This window comes from Pseudarthrobacter sp. LT1, from assembly GCF_035621795.1.
GTDB lineage: Bacteria > Actinomycetota > Actinomycetes > Actinomycetales > Micrococcaceae > Arthrobacter.
The window spans coordinates 4,567,043-4,586,746 of sequence record NZ_CP141830.1; the positions used below are offsets into that span (position 1 = coordinate 4,567,043).

Sequence of the window (19,704 nt, forward strand, 5' to 3'; positions counted from 1 at the left end):
TCAAATCCATCATACATGCGTTTGCATCTATACCGTTGAACTGCCGCAGGCGGCGGAGTATTCCCGGAGGCCCTGCCGCGACCCTGATCAGAGCAGAACGGTTCCCTGGATGCACGTGGTCGATTCGCCACCCACCCAGATGTCCCCGTCCTCAGCGCTCACGTGGATGCGCCCGGCGCGGCCCAGCACGGTCCCCTGCGAGGCCACATACTGCTCCGGCGCCCTGCCGGTTCCCATCAGCCACTGGGCTGCACCGGCATTGAAGCTGCCGGTGACGGGGTCCTCCGCCATCGCATCACCGGGCAGGAACGTGCGCACCTCAAAGTCGGCGCCGGCGCCGGGAGCGTGTGGCCCTATGACGCCGATTTTAAGGTCGCCCATGGCTGCGTGGTCCGGCTCCAGGGCCAGCACCTGCCCGGCAGACTCCAGCAGGACACCGATCCATTCCGGCCCGTTCACCAGCCAGCACGCGTCAAGGATGTCACCTGGGGCCACCCGCAGCGCCGCTGCCAGCTGCCGGCGGACGGGCTCCTCCACGGGGCCGGATCGCGTCAGGGGCGGCGCCGCGAAAGCCAGCCTCCCGCCGTCGCGCTTGATCCGGACCAGCCCCGCAGCGCATTCCTGCACCACGCAGCCGTCGGACTTTGGCACCCCTCCGCTTTCCAGCCACGTATGGGCAGAGCCCAGCGTCGGGTGGCCCGCAAACGGGAACTCCTCGGTCCCGGTAAAAATCCTGACCCGGTAGTCGGCGCGGGAATCCCGGGGAGGCAGCAGGAAGGTGGTTTCCGAGAGGTTGGTCCAGTTGGCGAAGTGCTGCATGGTTGCCGCGTCCAGGCCTTGGGCGTCCAGCACGACGGCGAGCGGATTGCCACGGTAGGCCAGGCCGGCGAAAACATCCACTTGGTGGAAGGGGCGGTGGCGGGGGTTCGGGTTCACCGGAGCAGGCTACCACCGCACAAACGAAAGACCCCCGCCGCCGGAGTCCGGCGACGGGGGTCGTAACGTGGAGTGGGGAAATTACTTTCCTGCCACCACGTCCAGTTCGATCACAGCGGCAACGTCAGCGTGGAGGCGGACGTTGGCCTGGTAGGAACCAACCGACTTGATGTGTGCGGGCAGTTCAACCTTGCGCTTGTCGATCTTGCCAAGGCCAGCGGCCTCAACAGCGTCGGCGACGTCGCCCTGCTTGACGGTGCCGAACAGGCGGCCGGACTCGCCGGCCTTGACGACCAGCTTGACCGGCTTGGCGGACAGTGCAGCGGCCTGCTTCTGAGCATCTTCCAGGGAAGCGTGCTCGCGGGCGGCGCGGGCAGCCTTGATGGACTCAACCTGCTTCTCGCCACCCTTCGACCAGGTCAGGGCGAAGTTGCGGGGCAGCAGGTAGTTACGTGCGTAACCGTCCTTGACCTCGACAACATCGCCGGCAGCACCGAGACCGGTGACTTCGTGGGTCAGAATGAGCTTTGCCATGTTAGTTAATCCCTTCCTTAGCCGCGGCCAGCGCCGGAGTAAGGCAGCAGAGCAACTTCGCGGGCGTTCTTGATTGCCTGGGCGATCTTGCGCTGTTCCTGCACCGTGACGCCAGTGACGCGACGGGCGCGGATCTTGCCGCGGTCGGAGATGAACTTGCGCAGCAATGCTACGTCCTTGTAGTCGATGACAGTGATGTCAGCGGCCTTCAAGGGGTTGGACTTTGGTTTGGGCTTACGGAGTTCAGCCTTAGCCATCGTGGAGCTCCTATTCTAGGGAGCCCGTGGATGTTGATCCACGGGATGGTGGTGGTCCGACGGCGGCAGTGCCTTGGGTGCGTGGCGCACCCGGGCAGTCCCGGAGCCGGGCCGATATTTGGGTTTTAGAAGGGAGGTTCGGAATCGGGGCCGTTGCCCCAGCCGCCTGCGTTGGATACACCGGGCGTAGCCCAGGGATCGTCCTGTGCAGCCTGCTGGTTGCCGCCGCCCCAGCCTCCACCGGAGTTGCCACCCTGGTTTCCACCAGAGTTGCCGCCTCCGAAGCCACCGCCGCTGTTGCCGCCGCCGAAGCCGCCGCCACCCTGTCCGCCGGAGCGCTGGGTGCGGTTGACCTTGGCATTGGCGTAGCGCAGGCTGGGGCCGATTTCATCGACCTCAAGCTCGATAACGGTGCGCTTTTCGCCTTCTTTTGTTTCGTAGGAACGGCTCTTCAGGCGGCCGGTCACGATCACGCGCATGCCCTTGGTCAGGGATTCGGCGACGTTCTCGGCTGCTTCACGCCATACGGCAGCGCGGAGAAACAGGGTTTCCCCGTCCTTCCACTCGTTGGACTGGCGATCAAAGGTGCGGGGGGTGGAAGCGATGGTGAAGTTCGCTACTGCCGAACCTGACGGTGTGAACCGCAATTCCGGGTCATTGGTGAGGTTACCGATGACCGTAATGGTGGTCTCGCCTGCCATCTACTGCCTCCTTGTTCGATCCTGGGTGAAGAGTGCGTTTCCTGCGGGGTAAAGAATGAAGACGGTGCTGAATTACTCAGCAACAACCTTCTGCTCTTCGGGGCGGGTGATCTTGGTGCGCATGATGGTCTCGTTAAGAGACAGCTGGCGGTCAAGTTCCTTGGCGGTCTCCGGCTTGGCGGTGAAGTTCACCACGGCGTAGATACCTTCGGACTTCTTCTTGATGTCGTAAGCCAGACGGCGACGGCCCCAGATGTCAACCTTTTCGATGGTTCCACCATCGTTGGTGATGACGTTCAGGAACTTCTGAAGCGACGGCTCAACGGTACGCTCTTCGACCTCGGGGTCGATGATTACCATCAATTCGTAAGGACGCATATGTGAACCCACCTCCTTTGGGCTAAGCGGTTACGGCATTTCCGTAACAGGAGGTTCATTTGCGATTCCGTGCAATGCCTTGCCGCCGGAACGGAGGCAGGACGCAGCACAGACTTCAATATCCTAGTGCATTTGGACCCGATAGGCGATTCGCGCTTGACCCAAGGCTAGCCCCGCTGGAGGTGGGCAGCAGCCGGAGGTTCAGCCATGTGGAAAACCTGCAGCCAGCGGCGTCCGTTACCAATGCACTTTCGCCGACCGGGCAGCGCCACGCCAACGCAGTGAGGTCCGTTACCTAATTGTGATTCTTGGAGCCCTTTCGTGTACGGTCGTCCGGGGGCCGCCCCCAGCCGGCTCCAGTCCCGGATGCCGCCCAACTCTGCCGCGTCCGTGATTAACACCAGATACCAGGCAGAGGCGGGGGACCCGAGCGTCCCGGGCGAGGCCACGTGCCCGCCCTTGGGGTGAAGCCGCAACCCGCGGCCGGATGCCCTCATCCGAACCCGACAGCTAACTCCGCAGGCGATGAGAGGTAGCTTTTCCATGCCCGCACCCCGCAAAGGCAGCGCCAACCCAGCGCACCGTTATCAAAATGAGATAGATCCTGCCGGGACATCCCCGGCCTCCCGGTCCGGTGCTCCAGCCCAGGCGCGCCGTCGCTGGCCTCTTGCCGCCGGTCTTGCCGCAGCACTCCTCGGCCTAGGTTCCCTGGGCCTGGGCCTGACCCACGGTGACGGAACCGCGGATGTGGCGCGGGTGGCAAGTGCCGAGGATGCCGGCAGCGCCGTACCCAGCCAAACTCCGGACGTTCCGGTTCCCGCTCCAACGCCCGTCCCCGCAGTCGAGGCCGCTCCTGCCGCCGCTCCTTCCCCGGCAGAGGCACCGGCACCTGCCCCCGCGGCAGTGCCGGCACCCGCCGCGCCTGCCCCTCCCTCCGAATCCCCGATCGCAGTGGCGCCGGCAGCGGCACAGCTGGCAAGCAGCGGGACGCCTGCGCCCGCCGGGGTCCCCGGGAACTGGACCATGACCTTCGCCGACGAGTTCAACGGGGCCGGACTGGACGCCGCGAAGTGGTCCGGCTGCTGGTTCTCCCCCGGCTGCGGAACCATGAACAAGGTCTCCACCAGCCCGGCGAACGTCTCCGTGGCCAACGGCAACCTGGCCCTGGGCCTCAGCTCATCCACCTCCGGCGGACTGGTATCCACCAACCCGAGGGGCGGGGCGGGGACCGGCTTCCAGTTCACCACCGGCTACGTCGAGGCCAGGATCAAGTTCCCGGGCAACGCCAACGGCCTCTACAACTGGCCTGCCTTCTGGACCACCGGACAGTCGTGGCCGGCCACCGGCGAGAATGACATCGCCGAGGTGCTGCAGGCCAGGATGACCGTGAACTACCACTCCGGTTCCGGCTCCCACAACCAGGGCGGCGTGGGCGGCAACTGGGCCAACGAGTACCACACCTTTGGCCTGCACCGGATGCCAAACACCTCGGACGTGTACTTCGACGGCGTAAAGGTCAAGTCCTACCCCACCGACGACGGAAATGCCCCGCAGTACATCGTGCTGAATGTTGGCGCCTCCTCCACGAACCCGGCCTACGGCGCACCGTCCCAGATGATGGTGGACTACGTGCGCGCCTGGCAGTAGCAGGCCACGCACCCAGGTAAGAAGGGCGACGGCGGAACCTCCCGCCGTCGCCCTTTTTCGGCTTCCCTCAAGGTTGCCTAAAGCAACCCTCCGGGGACTATGTGATCCAGTACACTCTTGCAATGAAGCTCCTGTACGTGACGGAAAGCGTGCCCAACCGGGATCCGGAACTGGGGGATGGAAGCTCGATGATCCCGTACGAAGTGATCCTGCACCTCCCCCCTGACGTTGCCGTCACGCTGCTGACCTTCTCGGGTCCTGTTCCGGTTCCGGCAGAAATCAGGAACCGCTGCGATACCGTGTACGAACTGGCCCCGCGGGAAGAACTTTCGGCCTTTGCCCGCTCCATGGGCGGCCTTACGGGACTGGGAAAACACCGGCGGTCCACCCCGTCTGCCCGCGCAGCCGCCGCCCGGTTGTCCGCAAGCCGGGACGCAACCCTGATCCATGGCCCCCACGCCCTTTTCCTGTCCCACTGCATCACCGGTCCCTTGGTGCTGCAGACAGTGGACCCCTGGTCCATCCGGGCCGGCATGGATACCGCGATCGCACGCACCTTCCGGCCCGCCTACCGGCTGCGCGAACAATTGGCCGCCCGCGCTGAGCGGCAGCTGCCGCCCCGGGCCAGGCTCCTGACCGTCGGAGCCCAGGACGCAGCGGCCTGGTCCGCCACGCTCGGCAGGGCGGTCACGAGCATCCCCAACGGCACGGCGGTGGCCACCGGTCCCCGCCGGGAGCGGAAGGCCCCCGTGGTGTGCTTCGCGGGCAGCCTGAACTACGCGCCCAACGCGGACAGCGCGACGGTACTGGTCAACAGGATCGCGCCGCTGGTGTGGCGGGAGGTCCCGGACGCCCGCTTCGTCATCGCAGGGCGGCGCCCCACACCGGCGGTGCAGGCGCTGGCCGGACCCCGGGTGGACATCCTGGCCAACGTGCCTTCCATCCTGGACGTGTTCCAGGGGGCGGATGTGGCGGTTTTCCCGGACGAGCACGGCGTAGGAATCCGGAACTCCGTCCTGGAGGCCCTCGCCGCGGGTCTGCCCGTGGTGGCCACCCCGGTGGCCGCGAGGGAACTTCCCGCGCATCCGCTGCTGGCCGTTCGGGACAGCCAGGATGCACTTGTCCGCGAGGTGGTGGAACACCTCACCGCTCCCAAGCATCCGCCCGGGCCTTCCCACGGCGCTGCGGGAACGGCGGCCGCAGGCGCAGTCCGCACCTGGGACACCGTGGCAGGCGAATACCTGGCGGAAGTCCATGCGGCCATGGCTGGTTTATCCCCCGCGGGGGAGCTTACCCGGACGAACAGGCAACCATGACGTACGCGCCGGGGGAACTGGAGCGCAAGGGAGTCCGGGGAGCCCTGTGGCAGGGGCTCGCCTTCGCCTCGGGCAGGGTGATCGTGCTGGTGACCACGGTGGTCCTGGCACGGCTGCTCTCGCCTGAGGAATACGGCCTGGTCGCCCTGGCGCTGGTGCTGATGGCCTACGCCGAAACCATCGCCGATGCCGGGGTGGGACAGGCCTTGGTTTACCTGCCCAAGACACCGGTCATCGCCAGATCGGCGCTGCTGCTTTCCGTTGCCCTGGGCGCAGTGCTGGCCTTGGCCGCCCTGCTTGCTGCTGACGCGGTGGAGGACCTTCTTGGGCTGGACGGCGTGGCCCCGCTGGTGCAGGTCCTTGGCGTTTCGGTGTTTGCCACGGCCTGCGGCGCCGTCCCGGAAGCCATCATGCGCCGGGACCTGAAGTTCAGGCAGCTCACGGCGGCTCCGGTACTGCGCGCCGCAACCATGGGAACGGTGACCCTTTACCTGGCGTTCACCGGCCACGGCGCCTGGTCACTCGCCGTCGGAACGGCTGCCGGGTCCGTGGCCTATGCCGCCACCTGCTGGTTCCTGGTCCGCCGCGAGGCGCCCTGGCAAATCTGGCGTGTGAGCAAAAGCGCCATCGGGGAAAACGTCCGCTTCGGCGCTCCCGTGGCCGGCAGCACCATGCTTGCCAGGGCGATCTTCGACGTCGATTACCTGGTCATCGGCATTGTGCTGGGCGCACACGCCCTGGGTCTCTATACCCTCGCGTTCCGGCTGCCGGAGGCCCTGATCCTGAACGTGTTCTTTGTCCTGTCCACCGTCCTGTTCCCCCTGTACACGCAGGTCCGGGGCGACCGGCAGCGGCTGCGGGACGGCTACCTGAAGAGTGTCACCGTGCAGGCGCTGTACGGCATCACGGCAGGTGTGGGCCTGGCCGTGGTGGCACCCGTCCTGGTCCCGGTCCTTTTCGGGCAGCAATGGGAGGAATCGGTCACGCCCCTGGTATTCCTGGCCCTGTACGCGGCCGCCCGCTCCCTGGGCGCCGGGGCCAATGATGTCTACAAGGCGATGGGCCGCCCCGGTCTGTCCATCTGGATCTCCGTGGTCCGCCTGGTGGTCCTCCTCCCGGCCCTGATCTTCGCCACCCAGTGGGGCATCGTAGGTGTCGCCTGCGCCCAGATGGTGGTGGCCGTGGTCTTCGCCTTCGGCATGCAGGCAGTAGCCGCCAAGGTCATGGGCACAAGGATGCGCCGGATGATGCGGGCCGCCGCTCCGGGCCTGGTGTGCGGCGCCGCGGTGGGCCTGGGGGGCCTGGTCAACCTGGCACGGCATGCCCTGGGACCGGTCCCCACGCTGGTTGTCATGGTGGTGGCCGGAGTGGGCGCGGTATACGCAGTGCTGCGGTTCGGCTACCGGGACCTGCACGACGAGATCCTGGGTCTTTTCCGGCACAACCACGAAAACCCGGGAGCGGCGGACAGCCGGACCTCCTAGCGGGTGGCCGCCCTACGCGGCTTCCACAACATGGCGCCACAACCAGAAGTCCCTGTCCGCCTGGAGGGCGGCCCGGACTTTCCCGTTTCCCTGCGTCGGATCAGCCTCCGCCTCCTGCGCCAGCCGGTCGGCAAGCGTGGCGGTGGAACGCGCCCACGTGGCGATGACCAGCAGCGGGAGGAGTGAGTGGTCCACTCCCCGCATGCCAAGGTGGCTGGACAGCGGCTCCAGCGCCCAGCCGCCCTTCCCGAAGGCCTTGTCAAAGGCCGCCATCTGGGCCTCCCGGGCGAACGCCTGCTCGCTGGATTCGCTCAAGTACTGGAGGTAGAACACCAGGTCGTGCCCGGGGACTCCATCCGTGAGCGAGCGTTCCCAGTCCATGACCTGCAGGGCGCCGCCGGGTTTAACAAGCAGGTTGGGATGGCTCAGGTCGCCGTGTTCGATGACCGCGGGCAGTTGCGAGCTGCGCAGCGGGGCAAGGAGTTCGTGCGTGCGCCCAACGAGCTCATTCGTCCGGGCATCCGGGCCGGCCAATCCTTCCAGGGCCGCCAATGGCGCGGCAACGGCGCGCTGGTACCAGTCCACGTTGCCGGCGGCGGGCTGCGTGCAGGGAAGTGCCCCCACGAATGCGGCTCCGGTGGCGACGGCGGCAGGCAGGTCCGCTGCCACCGTCCTGGGATCCAGCGGCAGGCCGGTCAACGCAGTTTCGACCAGGACCGTGTACGGCCCCACGTCCCGGATTCCCACCAGTCGTGGAACACCGGCGCCTGAGTCGCGGACGGCGGCGGAGAGCTGGGCCAGCATGGCCGCCTCACGGCGGACGCCGCTGTTGTCCCCGGGCTGCCGCGGCACCTTCACCACCAGGGCCGGTTCGCTGTGCCGGAACGGGAAGACCAGGGCCACCACGTGCCGGGAGGTTGCAAACCGCGGGGTCAGCAGCAGAGTCTCCCATCGCTTGCCCAGGCCGTACTGGTCGAGGGCGAACTCGTCGAAGTGGTCCCGCAGGAACTGGTCTATGAAGCTCATCGCTCCGCAATCCTCTCCGGAAGCCGGCCCGTGACGGTGCCCTCGGGGACCAGGAGGTCGAAGACATGCAGTGCCAGGGCCATGTGCACCGCAGCCGCTTTGAGGGCCCCGAAGCGCACATCCTTGCGCAGGGCCAGGGTGTCCCGGATGGACACGCCGGACCGGACCGGAACCAGCCTGGCTGTCCGCTCCCGGTTGGGGGCGTTCCAGTACAAGGCAACGTCCTGGTACCCCCGGCGCTCCAGCGTCCGCTTCCACCCTCTCAGCGTCCGGGGTCCGGAACGCTGGAGCAGGGAGCGGCTGGCCTCCACGCAAATCCAGCCTCCCGGTTCCAGTGCCAAGCCGGCGCTTTCGATCTGGCCGGGGCCCGGCGAGGCCAGCAGCACCACGTCACATGTCCTTCCGCCCGGCCCGGTGTCCGGCTCGTCCAGCCGCACAGCCTGCGGGTCCAGCAGGCGCAGTGCCGATTCTGTTTCCGCACTCACCCTTCCGGCGAAGCCCAGGGTGCGCGGCTGCAGGACCGGAAGCAGGAACCGCCAGTCCAGGAGCCGCCAAAGGTGCAGGGACAGGGCCTCGCCGGCGACGGTTTCCGCCGCGGCGGGGCTCGGGGAAGCGGGGCCGACGGCGGTGGTGCGGTGCAGGGCGCGCCTTGCGGTGGTTGCCCTCCCGGCAGCCGGGGAGCACATGTCCCAGATGATGCCGGTAGCCACCCGCTGCACGGCCTCCACCGGCTGGGCCGCATCAACCACCCGGCTGCCGGGAAGCCGGCCTGCCAGCCGGAGGTAGTCGTTCCGCCACGATTCCAGGAGCTCCGGGCTGTGTTCACCTTTCCGCTCGAACATCACCGCGCCGGGAACATCAAGCACCAGGAGCACGTCCGGGGCAGGGATGACGGCCAGGGCCAGGGCGTTGCTGATCCGTGCCAGGGGACCGCCGCCGGGGCCGGCAAGCAGCGCGTCGTACGCCACGCGGTCCATCAGCACCACCTTGCCCATGCGGCGGTAAAACCTGGCCAGGACTCCGCCACGGACCAGCCGGTACACCTTCTTGGCCGTCCTTCCGCCCGGAATCCGGTTGAGCACCGCATCAAAAGGCCCCGCGCCCCACAGGCCCATGTACACGTATTTGGTGGGCAGCGGCACGTCGGCGTGAAGCCCGTTCAACAGGGTGGTCTTGCCCGCTCCGTCCGGAGCCATGACGCCCAGCAAGGGAGTATGCCCCCGGAGCCGGGCGCCCGAGCGCCTCAGTGTCCGCCTGACCGCTTCCATGAACGCAGGGCTCGCCCCGCCACTCCAGGACGCCCTCATTTGGGAGGCCATGGCGGGAGCATCCCCGAACCGGCCGGCGAGGACCAGGTTCAACATGTCCGTTGCCAGCCCCGCACCCACCCTGCGCCGGACCGACTCCGCAATCCTGCCGCCGTCGGCCGCCACCCTGGCAGCCGCCCGCGCAGCATCCTGCCGCGCCGGCGTAATTCCACCCTTGTCCATGAACAGATGCAGCAGCAGCAGCCAGGCCTGGTCCGCGGGGTCGGGCATCCAGTAGGAGCCGTGCCGGATCCTTCGCCGCAGGCAGCGGGCCGCCCACGGGGTGCGCCACTGCTGGCAGGAGCCGAACTCCAGGTCGGAGACGACGTCAAGCTTGATCCAGGCTCCGTCGCCGGGTGAGTAGCTGAAGTAGAACCTGTGGCTGCCGTGGCCCCAGGCAAGGACCCTGCAGAACCCTGCTGCCGCCATCACGTCGTCAAGCCGGGAAAGGAGGTGCTTGTCCACGAGGATGTCCACGTCCCCCGCGGGCAGGGCCAGATCGTCCTCGCCGCGGAGCAGGAGCCATGGCAACCCGGTCCCGTCGAGGGTGTCGAAGACCGCTGCCACCCGGGGGTGGATCTGTTGCCTCGCGGCGACTTCGGGCTCCGTCAGGGCACCGGGGTGACCCAGCTCTTCGGGAACCGGAAGGTCACTGGTGATATCCATGGTGCAATCCCCCAAATCGTCCTAAACCGCGGTCGCGGCACTTGGTTCGTTCACGGTGTGTAGGCATACTGGGCCACCCAATCAACCTGCAGGTGCCCCGCTGTGCCGGCGGCCGGAAAGGTTGCTTTGGCGTCATCGGCGGTCTCCGCCTGGAGCGTCCAGCGCATGGGCGTGTTCGGCACACCCTTGGGTTTGGTTGTCTGGTCCACCAGCTCGCCGTCCAGGAACCACTGGACCAGGCCGGGGCTCCATTCGATGGTGGCAACATGCCATTGGCCTGCGCGGGAGTCCGAGTACTTCTTGTCGGCGGGATCGAAGTCCATCCCGTCGGTCGTGCGGGTCCCTTTGATGGCGGAGTTCCCGTAGAGGGATCCGTCCAGGGCTCCTTCCGGCCAATCGATCTCTCCCTCGTTCCAGTCGTCGCTGGCCGGCCAGAGGAGGAACGCGATCTTGTAGCCCGGGATGGAGTCGTACCGGAACCTCACCGAGTACCTTCCGTACGTCTGGCCCGTATAGCCGAAGGGAATGACGCTGGCCACCCGCGGCCTGCTGTTCGAGTAGTGCAGGTAGAAGTCGAGGTAGCCGTCGTGGACCGAAAGGACATCGTCCGGCGTGTACGTGCCAAAGCCCGATGAGTCGGAAAAGCCGGAATATCCACGCATGTCCTGCCCGTACACCTGGCCCACGGCCCCCAGCGGGGCCGGGACATCGAAGTCCTGGACCATGGTCTGCCGCCAGGACGGCAGATCCCCTTTCGGGGCCCCGGCAACCTTCGAGGAATCCGCGTGGAGGGCCAGCAGCGCAGCCCCGACGATGGACAACGACGTTACCGTGACGAGCGACAACTGGTACACCCGGCCGCTACCTTCCCCAGTCAGCACGGGAAACCTCGTAGATCCGCACCGACTTGTTCTCAAACACCAGCTCGGTGCCCCTGGCCACGTTCAGGTCATGCTCAAGCGGGACCAGGACATCCTTGGAGAACTGGCGTGGAACGCCGGTGGATGTGCGCTGCTGCAGGTCCGAGACCACCACGAAGACCCGGTCCGAGGGGCGCAGCTTGGCTGCTGCCCTGGTCTTGTCAACGTAGGCCAGCATGTCATCCCCCGTGAACGGCTGGGCAGAGTTGTGCAGCTTCGACGCAACCGAAACAAGCTGCCCGGTGCGGAGGTAGAAGGCGTAGTGCGAGCCGACCAGCAGCGGCAGGTGGTAGTTCGTTTCCACTACTGCGTCGCCCCGCCGTACGTTGGAGTCGAGCCAGCGGCTGGCCGATACGTCTGCAGCCGGTACCCGGACGTTCGCTTCGTTCTGGAAGTACACGGCCGTAAACAGCACGGCCATGACCGAGATGGCCGAGGTTGCGCCCACTACGGCCTTCCTGCCCGGGAGTTTCCCGGACCAGAAGAGCCAGGCTGCGCCGATGGCAAGCCACGGAAGGGCGAACATGAAGACGCGAAGCCTGCCCTCGCCGCCGTAGGACGTGCCGAAGAGTCCAATGATGGGGGTTGCCGCAAGCGTCCCCACGATCAGGGTGGTGCGGACGTTGCCCCGGAGGATGTTGCGGATGAACCCCAACCCTGCAAGCAAGGCGGTGAAAAGGGACAACGCCAGTGCTTCGCGTGCCAGCCACCGTCCGGAGAGGAGGGACGGACCATCCGCGCCGCTGGAGGCTTTATAACCGGCGTTGGCCAGGAAATCGAAACCGCTGAGCAGGCCGTACTTGTCCTTGACGAACTCGGCGTTGGGAAGGAGGTAGAGCAGGGCCATCAGCAGCAGCGCGGGCGCTACCCAGGCCGGCTTGAAGTAGCGGGCCAGGAAGAGGGGGAAGAGCCCCAGGATGGCGAGGTATGGGGTCAGCTGGTGGCTCATCACAATCATTGCCTGCAGGACCAGGACTGCAGCGATGGCCATTGCCTGCTGGCGGCCGCTGTACGTCTTGACCTCCTCCGGCTCGGGCGCCTCTTTTGAGAAGCGGCCGGACAGCCGGCCCTCAAGCCTGAGAACCCAGGGGGCCGGGTTGCCGCGAAGATAGGTGAGGATCAGCAGGCACATGGTCAGGTGCAGCGTGTAGGCGAAGGCCTGCGGCGAGTAGTAGTTTTGGTTCAGCCAGTTGGAGAGGGCGAAAACCAGCGCACTCGTCCAGTAGATCCGCGGGTTCTTTGTCAGGGTCCTGGCGATGGCGAGCACCAGAACCACGTTTATCAGCGCGAATACCGGCTCGGCCCCTCCGGCATAGGCCATGGCGTCCTTGTAGCCGCTGGATTCACCCAGGAACGCGCTGAACAGGAAGAAGCCGGGCCAGCGGTTGTAGATGTCAATATCCGGGTCGAACTGGCCGGTGGTCTGGATCAGGTCCGTGACGGCTATGTGCTTATAGGTCCAGGGCAGCCGCGGGACGTTCGTCAGCAGCCCGGCGGAAGAATAAAGGATGACCACCAGCCCCGTAATGGAGGCGCCGGTGAGCCACCCGGAGTGCTCGCCCTGGCGGACGATGCTCCAGATGCAGAGTGCCACCACGAGGGCCAGCGTAATGTACCAGGTGGCAGGGAAGGCGGCGAGCAGGCCGAGGTCGCCGAGGTGGGGATTTGTGAGCCCCAGTGTGGCGGCCCATGTGACCATGGCGGCCAGGAGAACCAGCCAGGGTGCATAGGTTTTGAGCTCCGGACGGGGCAGCCGGGCTGCGTCGGCCCGGGTGCTGGGGGGCCGCGGCACCAGCAGGGCGGCCGCGGATACCAGCATGATGCCGGCGACGGCGGGCCGGGGATTCCAGAGCTGGAGCCACCCCATGACGGCGGCGGCCAGGGCCAGTGCAGTGGCGCCGGCGACGATGGTGAAGATCAGGCGCGCCACCGGGTCCACATTCCGGACCCACCGCACCAGTGCCCAGCCCGGAATGAGGAGGCACACCAGGAGTTTGGCGCCCGCAATGGACTCTCCCCCGACGTCGAACAGGATCAGGACCGCCGTCACGGCACCGAGCAGAGCCAGGACGTAATCGGAATACCCTGGCCTGCGCCGGCGTGAAGGGCGGGAGTTCATCGGGCCGGACACGTCACCCCTGATGAGAAGCGCCATACTGTTTCAACTCCTGGATTGCTTGCCGCTGGTGGAGCGACCCTCCGCCAACGGCCCCAACTGTGGACTGTTGTCTTAGCTGCCCGCGGCAGCCCTGCGCGATTGCAAATATTTGTAGGGACCCAGGGCCACAGCCAGCAGCTGCAGCCAGACGAGCCGGTCGACCTGGGACTCCAGCGAACTGTGGATCGGCGGCCCCTGGAGCGCCGGCTGGCCGGCCTGTTGCCGCCGGTTCAGGAACTCGAGTCCAACGCCCCAGCTCCTGGCAAGGGCCAGCCTCGCGGTACGGGGGTCCATCATCACCTTTGTCATCCAGGCCCCAAGTCCGTTGCCGTAGCCCCGCGCCTGTACCCGCAGGTCTTCAAGCCCGTCCCGGTGGCGGTGCCAGACAATAGCGGCCGGCTGGACCACCAAAGCGTGCCCCGCCAGGATGACCCGGGTGAACATGTCGATGTCTTCCCCGCCGCCCGTAGGAGTTCCCACCCCCAGGGCGGGATCGAACCCGCCAAGGCGAAGTGCCGGCTGGCGCCTGAGGGCAAAATTGGCCCCCGTTCCGAAAGCTCCGGGGCTGAAGGGGAACTTGGGGAGCGCGGCGGGCGGGTTGGCGAGCGAGTAGACCTGCGGAACCAGGCTCCGTGACCAGCTGACCTTCGAATCGAAGTAGCCCTGGGTGGGCGTGCGGAGCTCTCCCGCGGGAACCAGCCCCGTCACGCAGGCAGCCCCGGGAACGGCTTCGAATGCCGCGGCGATCTCCCGCAGCCAGGACCTGTCCACCACCACGTCATCATCGGTGAAGGCCACGAGGTCTCCCCTGGCGTGCCGAAGGCCGGTGTTCCTGGCATGGGAGAGGCCTGGAACGGGTTCGGTTACCAGCCGCACCCGCTGGTCCCTGAACTCGCGCCGGACCAGTTCTTCAGTGGCCTGCGTGGCGGGGGCGTTGTCCACCACCACCACGTCAAAGTGCGGGTAGTCCAGGGCAAGGATGGTCAGCAGCGCACCCCGTAACTGCAGGGTGCGGTCCCTGGTGCACACCACCACCGTGATGTGCGGGGTGGTCACCGCCGGCGGGAACGATGCGACTGGCGGCAGGGCCGCCAGGGCGTCCTCGAAGACAGTCCGATCCACGATTCCCGCCGGCGACGGCACGTCGACAAATCCCCGCACAGCCCCCGACGCACGCACCAGCAGCCGTGCCCGCTCGTATCCAGCATGGTTCTCCAGTTCAAAGCGCGAACAGTCCGCGAGGTCCTCCAGGTCCACCGACCCGATCCACCGCGCCCCCGGCCAGGCCGGCGGCAACAGCGACTCCATGGCGGGCACCAGGATCAGCGCCTCGCCCTGGAGATCCTCAAGCACTTGGCCGGCACCTTCGCTCATTGCACTTCCCTCCACTGTGCGCCGGCCGGGACCAGGACCACGTCCTCTTCCTCCGGGCCCGTCCAATGCTGAAGCCGGCGCCCCTGGAAGTACCCGGCTGCGGTGCAGGCCAGGACCGCAATGACCGCGCCGGCACGGCCCAGCCCGTCGGGACTGCCATCGCGCCCCCACGACTTCAGGCCGGTGAACACTGCGCGTGGGAGCACGCTGCGGACATAGCGGCGTTCCGGGCCCAGCGCCCGTTTGTGGCCCACCAGCTGGCTGACCTGGGCTTTGGACAATCCCTCAGCCCAGGACCTGGACATCATGTAGCGCCACGTCCCGCGGGATGCGGGAACGTGGTGGTGTACCAGCGCCGCGGGTTCATAGACAATGCGCGAACCCGGCAAGCCCATCCGGGAGCGGATGCAGATTTCGGTCTCCTCACATCCCAGCGGCAGCGTGCCTTTGCGGCCCAGCGACTGGTTGAAGCCGCCCACCTGGCGCAGCACCTCAAGCCGGAAGGACATGTTGGCGCCGATCACATTGCGGACTTCCGAAGCGACGCGGGGCAGGCCGCGGTGGCTGCACCCCACGATCCAGTCCAGTTCCTCCGCGAAGTAGCCCGGCCGGCCGGATTCCCACAGCGGGACCACCTTGCCGCCCACCCCCAGGACATCCGGATCGTCGTACAGCGCAACCAGGCGTTCGAGCCAATCCGGCGCCGCCTCGGCGTCGTCATCAAGGAAGGCGACGATGTCCGATTCGGCGAGCCCGACGCCCGTGTTGCGGGCCCCGGACAATCCGGGAAGGCCGGCGCTCTCAACCACCGTGACGTCATCGACGATCTCGATGAGCCGCTCGTAGAGGTCCTCGTTGTGGTCGATGACCACCAGCACCTGGTCCGGGGCAAGCGTCTGGTTGCGGACCGATTCGATGACGTCGAGCAGCATGCCCCACCGCTCGGAGGTATACGCGCAGATCACCACTGACACGGACAGTGGCTTGATGCGGTCAAGCATGCTGGCTCACCGCCGCAACGAGGGTGTCCTGCTGTTTCACGGCCGGGGTGAGGACGCTGTGCGGATCCACCGGAAGCCGCGGGAAGTGGACGTTGGAGTAGGTGTACTTCACCCGGCGGAGCGCTTCCGGGCGGGCACCTGCCGTGGGTGCCTCCCACAGCGTGCATTCCCGTGCCAGCGTGTGCAGTACGCGCCACCCGTCACGGAACGTTTGCAGGTTTGATGCTCCCGAAATCCGGTCCAGCTCAAGGCTTGGAACTTCGGCAATCCTCAACCCGCCCTTGGCAGCCCGGACAATAAGTTCCGTCTCGATCTCGAAGCCGTCCGACTGCAGCTCCAGCACCTGCAGGCATTCCCGGCGGAAGGCGATGTACCCGTAGCAGAGATCCGAGTAGTTGCTGTGCAGTACAGCATTCGCGAGTCCGGTCAGCGCCCGGTTGCCGGCCTTCCGCAGCCGGGTCAGGTCTTCCGACCCGCCGCCGGTGACGTGCCGGGAGCCCTTCACGAAATCAAAATCGTGCTGGAGGGGTGCAACGAACCACCCAATCTCCTGGGGGTCCATGCTCCCGTCCGCGTCCAGCATCACGATGATGTCACCCTTGGCGGCGTTGAAGCCGGCGCGGAGAGCCACACCCTTCCCCTTGCGTGTTTCATTGACCACCACCACGTCCGGGCGCAGGGCCTTGGCCACTTCAACAGTCTTGTCCTGCGAGCGGCCGTCGACGATGATCACCTCATCGACGTAGGAGGGCATCCGGCGGAGAACCCAGGGGAGGTTCTTTTCCTCGTTCAGGGTGGGAATGACCACGCTGATTGAGGCTTGTGGAAATAAATGTCCCGGCTCGGAAAAGAGAGCTGGAAGTTGGGGGGAAATCGACAATTGCCTCACCACTTCATGACAGTTCGGATTCTTGACAAGGCCGCCGGCCGTTCTGGCGGTGGCACTAACGCTTCATCCGGTCATGGTCTGGTCGCTGACCCCCCAGCAAACCGTCGCCAATCCTCTGGCCGTTCAGGAAGACTACCCCCTACCTAATGCGGGTATCACGAGTAGTAGGTACTCACTTTTTACCTGGGGTTCACCCCCTGTTAGGCAAGTAAAGGGCTCGGGGGAGGCCAAAAAGATTAGGTATAGGGGGAACCGGGTGCCGGGAAAACATTAGGTAGGGGGATGGTAGAAACCCCTATTTAGGTATGGCACTTGCATTGCCCCAGCTCCTGTCCGGGCATACGCTTCTCGGTACTTGGGGGCTGAGAGCTCTTTGTGACTGGGCCAAACGGGCGGACGTTCCCCGAATTCTTCCTATGCCCCAGGAGTTCCCTTATGAAGCTCAGACGCAGACACTTTTTCAGCCGGACAGGTGAGGCCCTTGCCGTTGCAATGGTTCTGGCGGCCTCCATCCTCGGCTTGCCCGGTACGGCCGTAGCGGATCCCGTCTATGGCACCCAGAGCATTGCCTATTCAGGGGTGTCCAATCCGCCGACGTCGGACAAGCCGCAAAGCAAGCTGTGGTGGAATGACGGATCGTGGTGGGCCGACATGTGGAAGTCCGGCACCGGATGGAGCATCTACCGGCTGGACCGGGCCTCCAACAGCTGGGTGGACACCGGGGTGGTCAATGACACCAGGGGAAGCACCCTGGCGGACACAATGTGGGACGGGTCCCACCTCTACATTGCCTCCCACGTGGTGACCATCACCGGCGATGGAACACCCAAGCCGTCACTATCCAAATCCCCGGCCAAGCTCTACCGGTACAGCTACGCCGGCGGCAAGTACACGCTCGACAGCGGTTTCCCCACCACCATCACCAACAATTCCAGTGAATCGATGACGATCGACAAGGACACCACCGGCCGGGTCTGGGCGACCTGGACCCAGGTTGCCGGGAATTCGACGTCGGGATACACCAACACCGTGTACATGAACGCCGCCACCAACAGCGGCGCCTCCTGGGGGACGCCCTTCGTCCTTCCCGTCAGCAACCCGAACCCCGCTCCGGATGACATCTCCGCGGTGGTGGCCTTCGGCAACGGGCAGGTGGGTGTCATGTGGAGTGATCACAAGTCCGACACCGTCTGGTGGGCCACGCACAAGGATTCAGATGCTGCCAACTCCTCCTGGAAACTGCAGCCGGCCCTGCGCGGCAACGGCCAGTCCGATGACCACATGAACCTCAAGACGCTGCAGGCGGACACCAGCGGCCGGGTCTTCGCGGCGGTCAAGACGAGCCTGAATGACATTTCCAGTGACAAGACGCTGCCGCAGCTGATCCTCCTGGTCTTCAAGCCCGGTACCGGAGCATTCACGCAGTCCACGATTGCCAAGACCGGCGACTGCGTCTCGCGGCCGCAAATTATCCTGGATACCCAGAACAACCTGGTGCGGGCGTTCCACACGGCTCCGCCAACCTCAGTTTCCGGCTGTGCCTACTCCGGCGTCGCGGGGAGCATCTATGAGAAGACCGCGTCCATGGACAATCCCGTCTTCGGTTCCGGCCGCGGCACGCCCATCATGCAGGCAGCGTCGTCGTCGAACATCAATGACGTGACCACCAGCAAGCAGAGCGTGAACAACACCACCGGACTGGTGGTCATGGCCAGCGACAATGTGGCGAAGCGCTACTGGTTCTCGGACCGGTCGCTCGGCGGCACCCCGCCGCCCGCGGCCCAGGCTCCCGTGGCGTCGTTCACCGCCAGCCCGACGTCGGGTGCCGCGCCGCTGAATGTGACCTTCACTGATACGTCCACCAACGCACCCACCTCGTGGGCATGGACCTTCGGCGACGGCGGAACGTCCACAGCACAGAACCCCAGCCACTCATTCACGACGGCCGGGACCTACACCGCCAAACTCACGGCGACCAATGCCGCGGGATCATCGTCGGCGACGGCCACTATCACCGTCGGCTCGGCACCACCGCCGGCAACAGGCGGCATTACCGTGGTGAATTCCAGCACCTCCAACTCCGGGACTGCCGTGACCACTGCGTCATTGACGGTTCCTGCCGGTACCGCGGCGGGTGACGTCCTGGTCGCCTCCATCACCACGGATCTCAACCCGAACCTGACCGCCCCTGCCGGCTGGACGGCAATGGTCAATGCGAAATCCATCAACAGCACCTCGACCTCCGGTGCACGGGCGTTCGCGTACTACAAGGTGGTGGGTGCCTCGGATCCGGGAACGTACAGCTGGGCGCTCAGTTCGGCGGCCAAGTGGGGTGGCGGCATCACCTCCTACCGCGGCGTCAACAACGCCACGCCCCTGGACAGCCCGGTGGTGACCGCCGCTGACACCAGCTACTCGGCCACCAGCATCACGGTGGGCAGCATCACCACGGCCAGCAACGGCGCGATGCTGATTGGCGGGGTGGCCTGCGACTGCAGTGCACCCGTGGTCACCGCCCCGTCGGGCTGGACCGAACGCTGGGAGGCAGCCGCCGGGCAGATCGCCGAGCAGGCGGACAAACCGCAGGCGACGGCGGGGGCCAGCGGAACGGCCACGTGGACCCTGAGTGCCGCACGGGCTGTGGCCGCCTGGCGGGCCGCCCTCAAGCCGGCGGCCTAGTGGAACCCACAACTGAATAGACAACTGAATGAATAACTGAACAGGGATTGGCTCCGGGCCGCCGGCGTGGCGGACCGGAGCCGATTCCTATTCAATTTCAATGTCATCAGGCAAAAGTCCTTTTCGTCGCTTGGCTTTTAGGAGAAGTCGCCCAAGGCCACAGCGAAGTCGAGTCGAGGCCGGCCACGACGTCCAGCACCCAGCGCTGCCCCTGCCCCATCCTCGGGTAGCCGCTGCCGTGAAGTGCACAACGCGGAATCTGGGCCGGGCTGCCCCCTGGCAGGCGGTAAGGCCCGCGCGGGCCCAGCCGCGTCGAAACAGAGCATAGTCGGCGGAGTTTTGTAATGACGAGGGACCTTTGACCTCAATCACGGCGGTGAACCTCGGAATTGAAATCTTGAGCAAGTGCAGGGTCCAATCTTGATGAAATC

16 protein-coding genes and 1 riboswitch are annotated in these 19,704 nt (G+C 66.1%); of the genes, 4 read left to right on the forward strand and 12 right to left on the reverse strand.

What is annotated here, in order from left to right; genetic code table 11:
* Positions 1-87: 87 nt before the first annotated feature.
* The 5 genes from VIK36_RS21445 to rpsF all read right to left on the reverse strand — a co-directional run bounded on the left by VIK36_RS21445 (position 88) and on the right by rpsF (position 2,806).
* Positions 88-936 (reverse strand): PhzF family phenazine biosynthesis protein, encoded by an 849-nt coding sequence (locus VIK36_RS21445; RefSeq protein ID WP_324643586.1) that lies wholly within the window; start codon positions 934-936, stop codon positions 88-90.
* A gap of 81 nt (positions 937-1,017) precedes the next feature.
* On the reverse strand, positions 1,018-1,470 hold the full coding sequence (rplI, locus tag VIK36_RS21450; RefSeq protein WP_018769834.1) for a 50S ribosomal protein L9: 453 nt from the start codon (positions 1,468-1,470) through the stop codon (positions 1,018-1,020).
* Between the two features lie 17 nt (positions 1,471-1,487).
* Complete coding sequence (rpsR, locus tag VIK36_RS21455) at positions 1,488-1,727, reverse strand: 30S ribosomal protein S18 (protein ID WP_003800144.1); 240 nt, start codon at positions 1,725-1,727, stop codon at positions 1,488-1,490.
* 125 nt (positions 1,728-1,852) lie between these two features.
* Entirely contained in the window at positions 1,853-2,428 is a 576-nt protein-coding gene (locus tag VIK36_RS21460; RefSeq protein ID WP_141158852.1) for a single-stranded DNA-binding protein, read from the reverse strand.
* A gap of 72 nt (positions 2,429-2,500) precedes the next feature.
* Positions 2,501-2,806, reverse strand: a complete 306-nt coding sequence (rpsF, locus tag VIK36_RS21465; RefSeq protein WP_015939036.1) for a 30S ribosomal protein S6 — start codon at positions 2,804-2,806, stop codon at positions 2,501-2,503.
* Between the two features lie 388 nt (positions 2,807-3,194).
* Positions 3,195-3,346, forward strand: a riboswitch (cyclic di-AMP (ydaO/yuaA leader).
* A 3-nt stretch (positions 3,347-3,349) separates the two neighbouring features.
* Between rpsF and VIK36_RS21470 the strand changes: the two genes are divergently transcribed.
* The 3 genes from VIK36_RS21470 (at position 3,350) to VIK36_RS21480 (ending at position 7,253) form a co-directional block, all read left to right on the forward strand.
* On the forward strand, positions 3,350-4,453 hold the full coding sequence (locus tag VIK36_RS21470) for a glycoside hydrolase family 16 protein (RefSeq protein WP_324643591.1): 1,104 nt from the start codon (positions 3,350-3,352) through the stop codon (positions 4,451-4,453).
* Positions 4,454-4,575: 122 nt separating this feature from the next.
* On the forward strand, positions 4,576-5,769 hold the full coding sequence (locus VIK36_RS21475) for a glycosyltransferase family 4 protein (RefSeq protein ID WP_324643592.1): 1,194 nt from the start codon (positions 4,576-4,578) through the stop codon (positions 5,767-5,769).
* Positions 5,766-7,253 carry an oligosaccharide flippase family protein gene (locus VIK36_RS21480; protein WP_324643593.1) on the forward strand — a complete coding sequence of 496 codons (1,488 nt, stop codon included), beginning with the start codon at positions 5,766-5,768 and terminating at the stop codon, positions 7,251-7,253. Before VIK36_RS21475 ends, VIK36_RS21480 begins: the two co-directional genes overlap by 4 nt.
* 12 nt (positions 7,254-7,265) lie before the next feature.
* Here the strand turns inward: VIK36_RS21480 and VIK36_RS21485 are convergent, their stop codons facing one another.
* The 7 genes from VIK36_RS21485 to VIK36_RS21515 all read right to left on the reverse strand — a co-directional run bounded on the left by VIK36_RS21485 (position 7,266) and on the right by VIK36_RS21515 (position 16,513).
* Positions 7,266-8,279 (reverse strand): aminoglycoside phosphotransferase family protein, encoded by a 1,014-nt coding sequence (locus VIK36_RS21485; protein WP_324643594.1) that lies wholly within the window; start codon positions 8,277-8,279, stop codon positions 7,266-7,268.
* Positions 8,276-10,252 (reverse strand): hypothetical protein, encoded by a 1,977-nt coding sequence (locus tag VIK36_RS21490; RefSeq protein WP_255173788.1) that lies wholly within the window; start codon positions 10,250-10,252, stop codon positions 8,276-8,278. The genes VIK36_RS21485 and VIK36_RS21490 overlap by 4 nt, the downstream gene beginning before the upstream one ends.
* A gap of 50 nt (positions 10,253-10,302) precedes the next feature.
* Entirely contained in the window at positions 10,303-11,106 is an 804-nt protein-coding gene (locus VIK36_RS21495) for a glycoside hydrolase family 16 protein (RefSeq protein WP_324643596.1), read from the reverse strand.
* Positions 11,107-11,113: 7 nt separating this feature from the next.
* A complete protein-coding gene (locus VIK36_RS21500; RefSeq protein WP_324643597.1) occupies positions 11,114-13,327 on the reverse strand; it encodes a hypothetical protein in 2,214 nt (737 codons plus the stop codon).
* Between the two features lie 75 nt (positions 13,328-13,402).
* Positions 13,403-14,704: a glycosyltransferase gene (locus VIK36_RS21505; protein ID WP_324643598.1), complete on the reverse strand. Its 1,302-nt coding sequence runs from the start codon at positions 14,702-14,704 to the stop codon at positions 13,403-13,405.
* A complete protein-coding gene (locus tag VIK36_RS21510) occupies positions 14,701-15,705 on the reverse strand; it encodes a glycosyltransferase family 2 protein (protein ID WP_324643599.1) in 1,005 nt (334 codons plus the stop codon). Before VIK36_RS21510 ends, VIK36_RS21505 begins: the two co-directional genes overlap by 4 nt.
* Entirely contained in the window at positions 15,698-16,513 is an 816-nt protein-coding gene (locus tag VIK36_RS21515) for a glycosyltransferase family 2 protein (protein ID WP_255173793.1), read from the reverse strand. Before VIK36_RS21515 ends, VIK36_RS21510 begins: the two co-directional genes overlap by 8 nt.
* Before the next feature lie 516 nt (positions 16,514-17,029).
* Here VIK36_RS21515 and VIK36_RS21520 point away from each other — a divergent pair.
* Positions 17,030-19,273 carry a PKD domain-containing protein gene (locus tag VIK36_RS21520; RefSeq protein ID WP_324643602.1) on the forward strand — a complete coding sequence of 748 codons (2,244 nt, stop codon included), beginning with the start codon at positions 17,030-17,032 and terminating at the stop codon, positions 19,271-19,273.
* Positions 19,274-19,704: the final 431 nt, after the last annotated feature.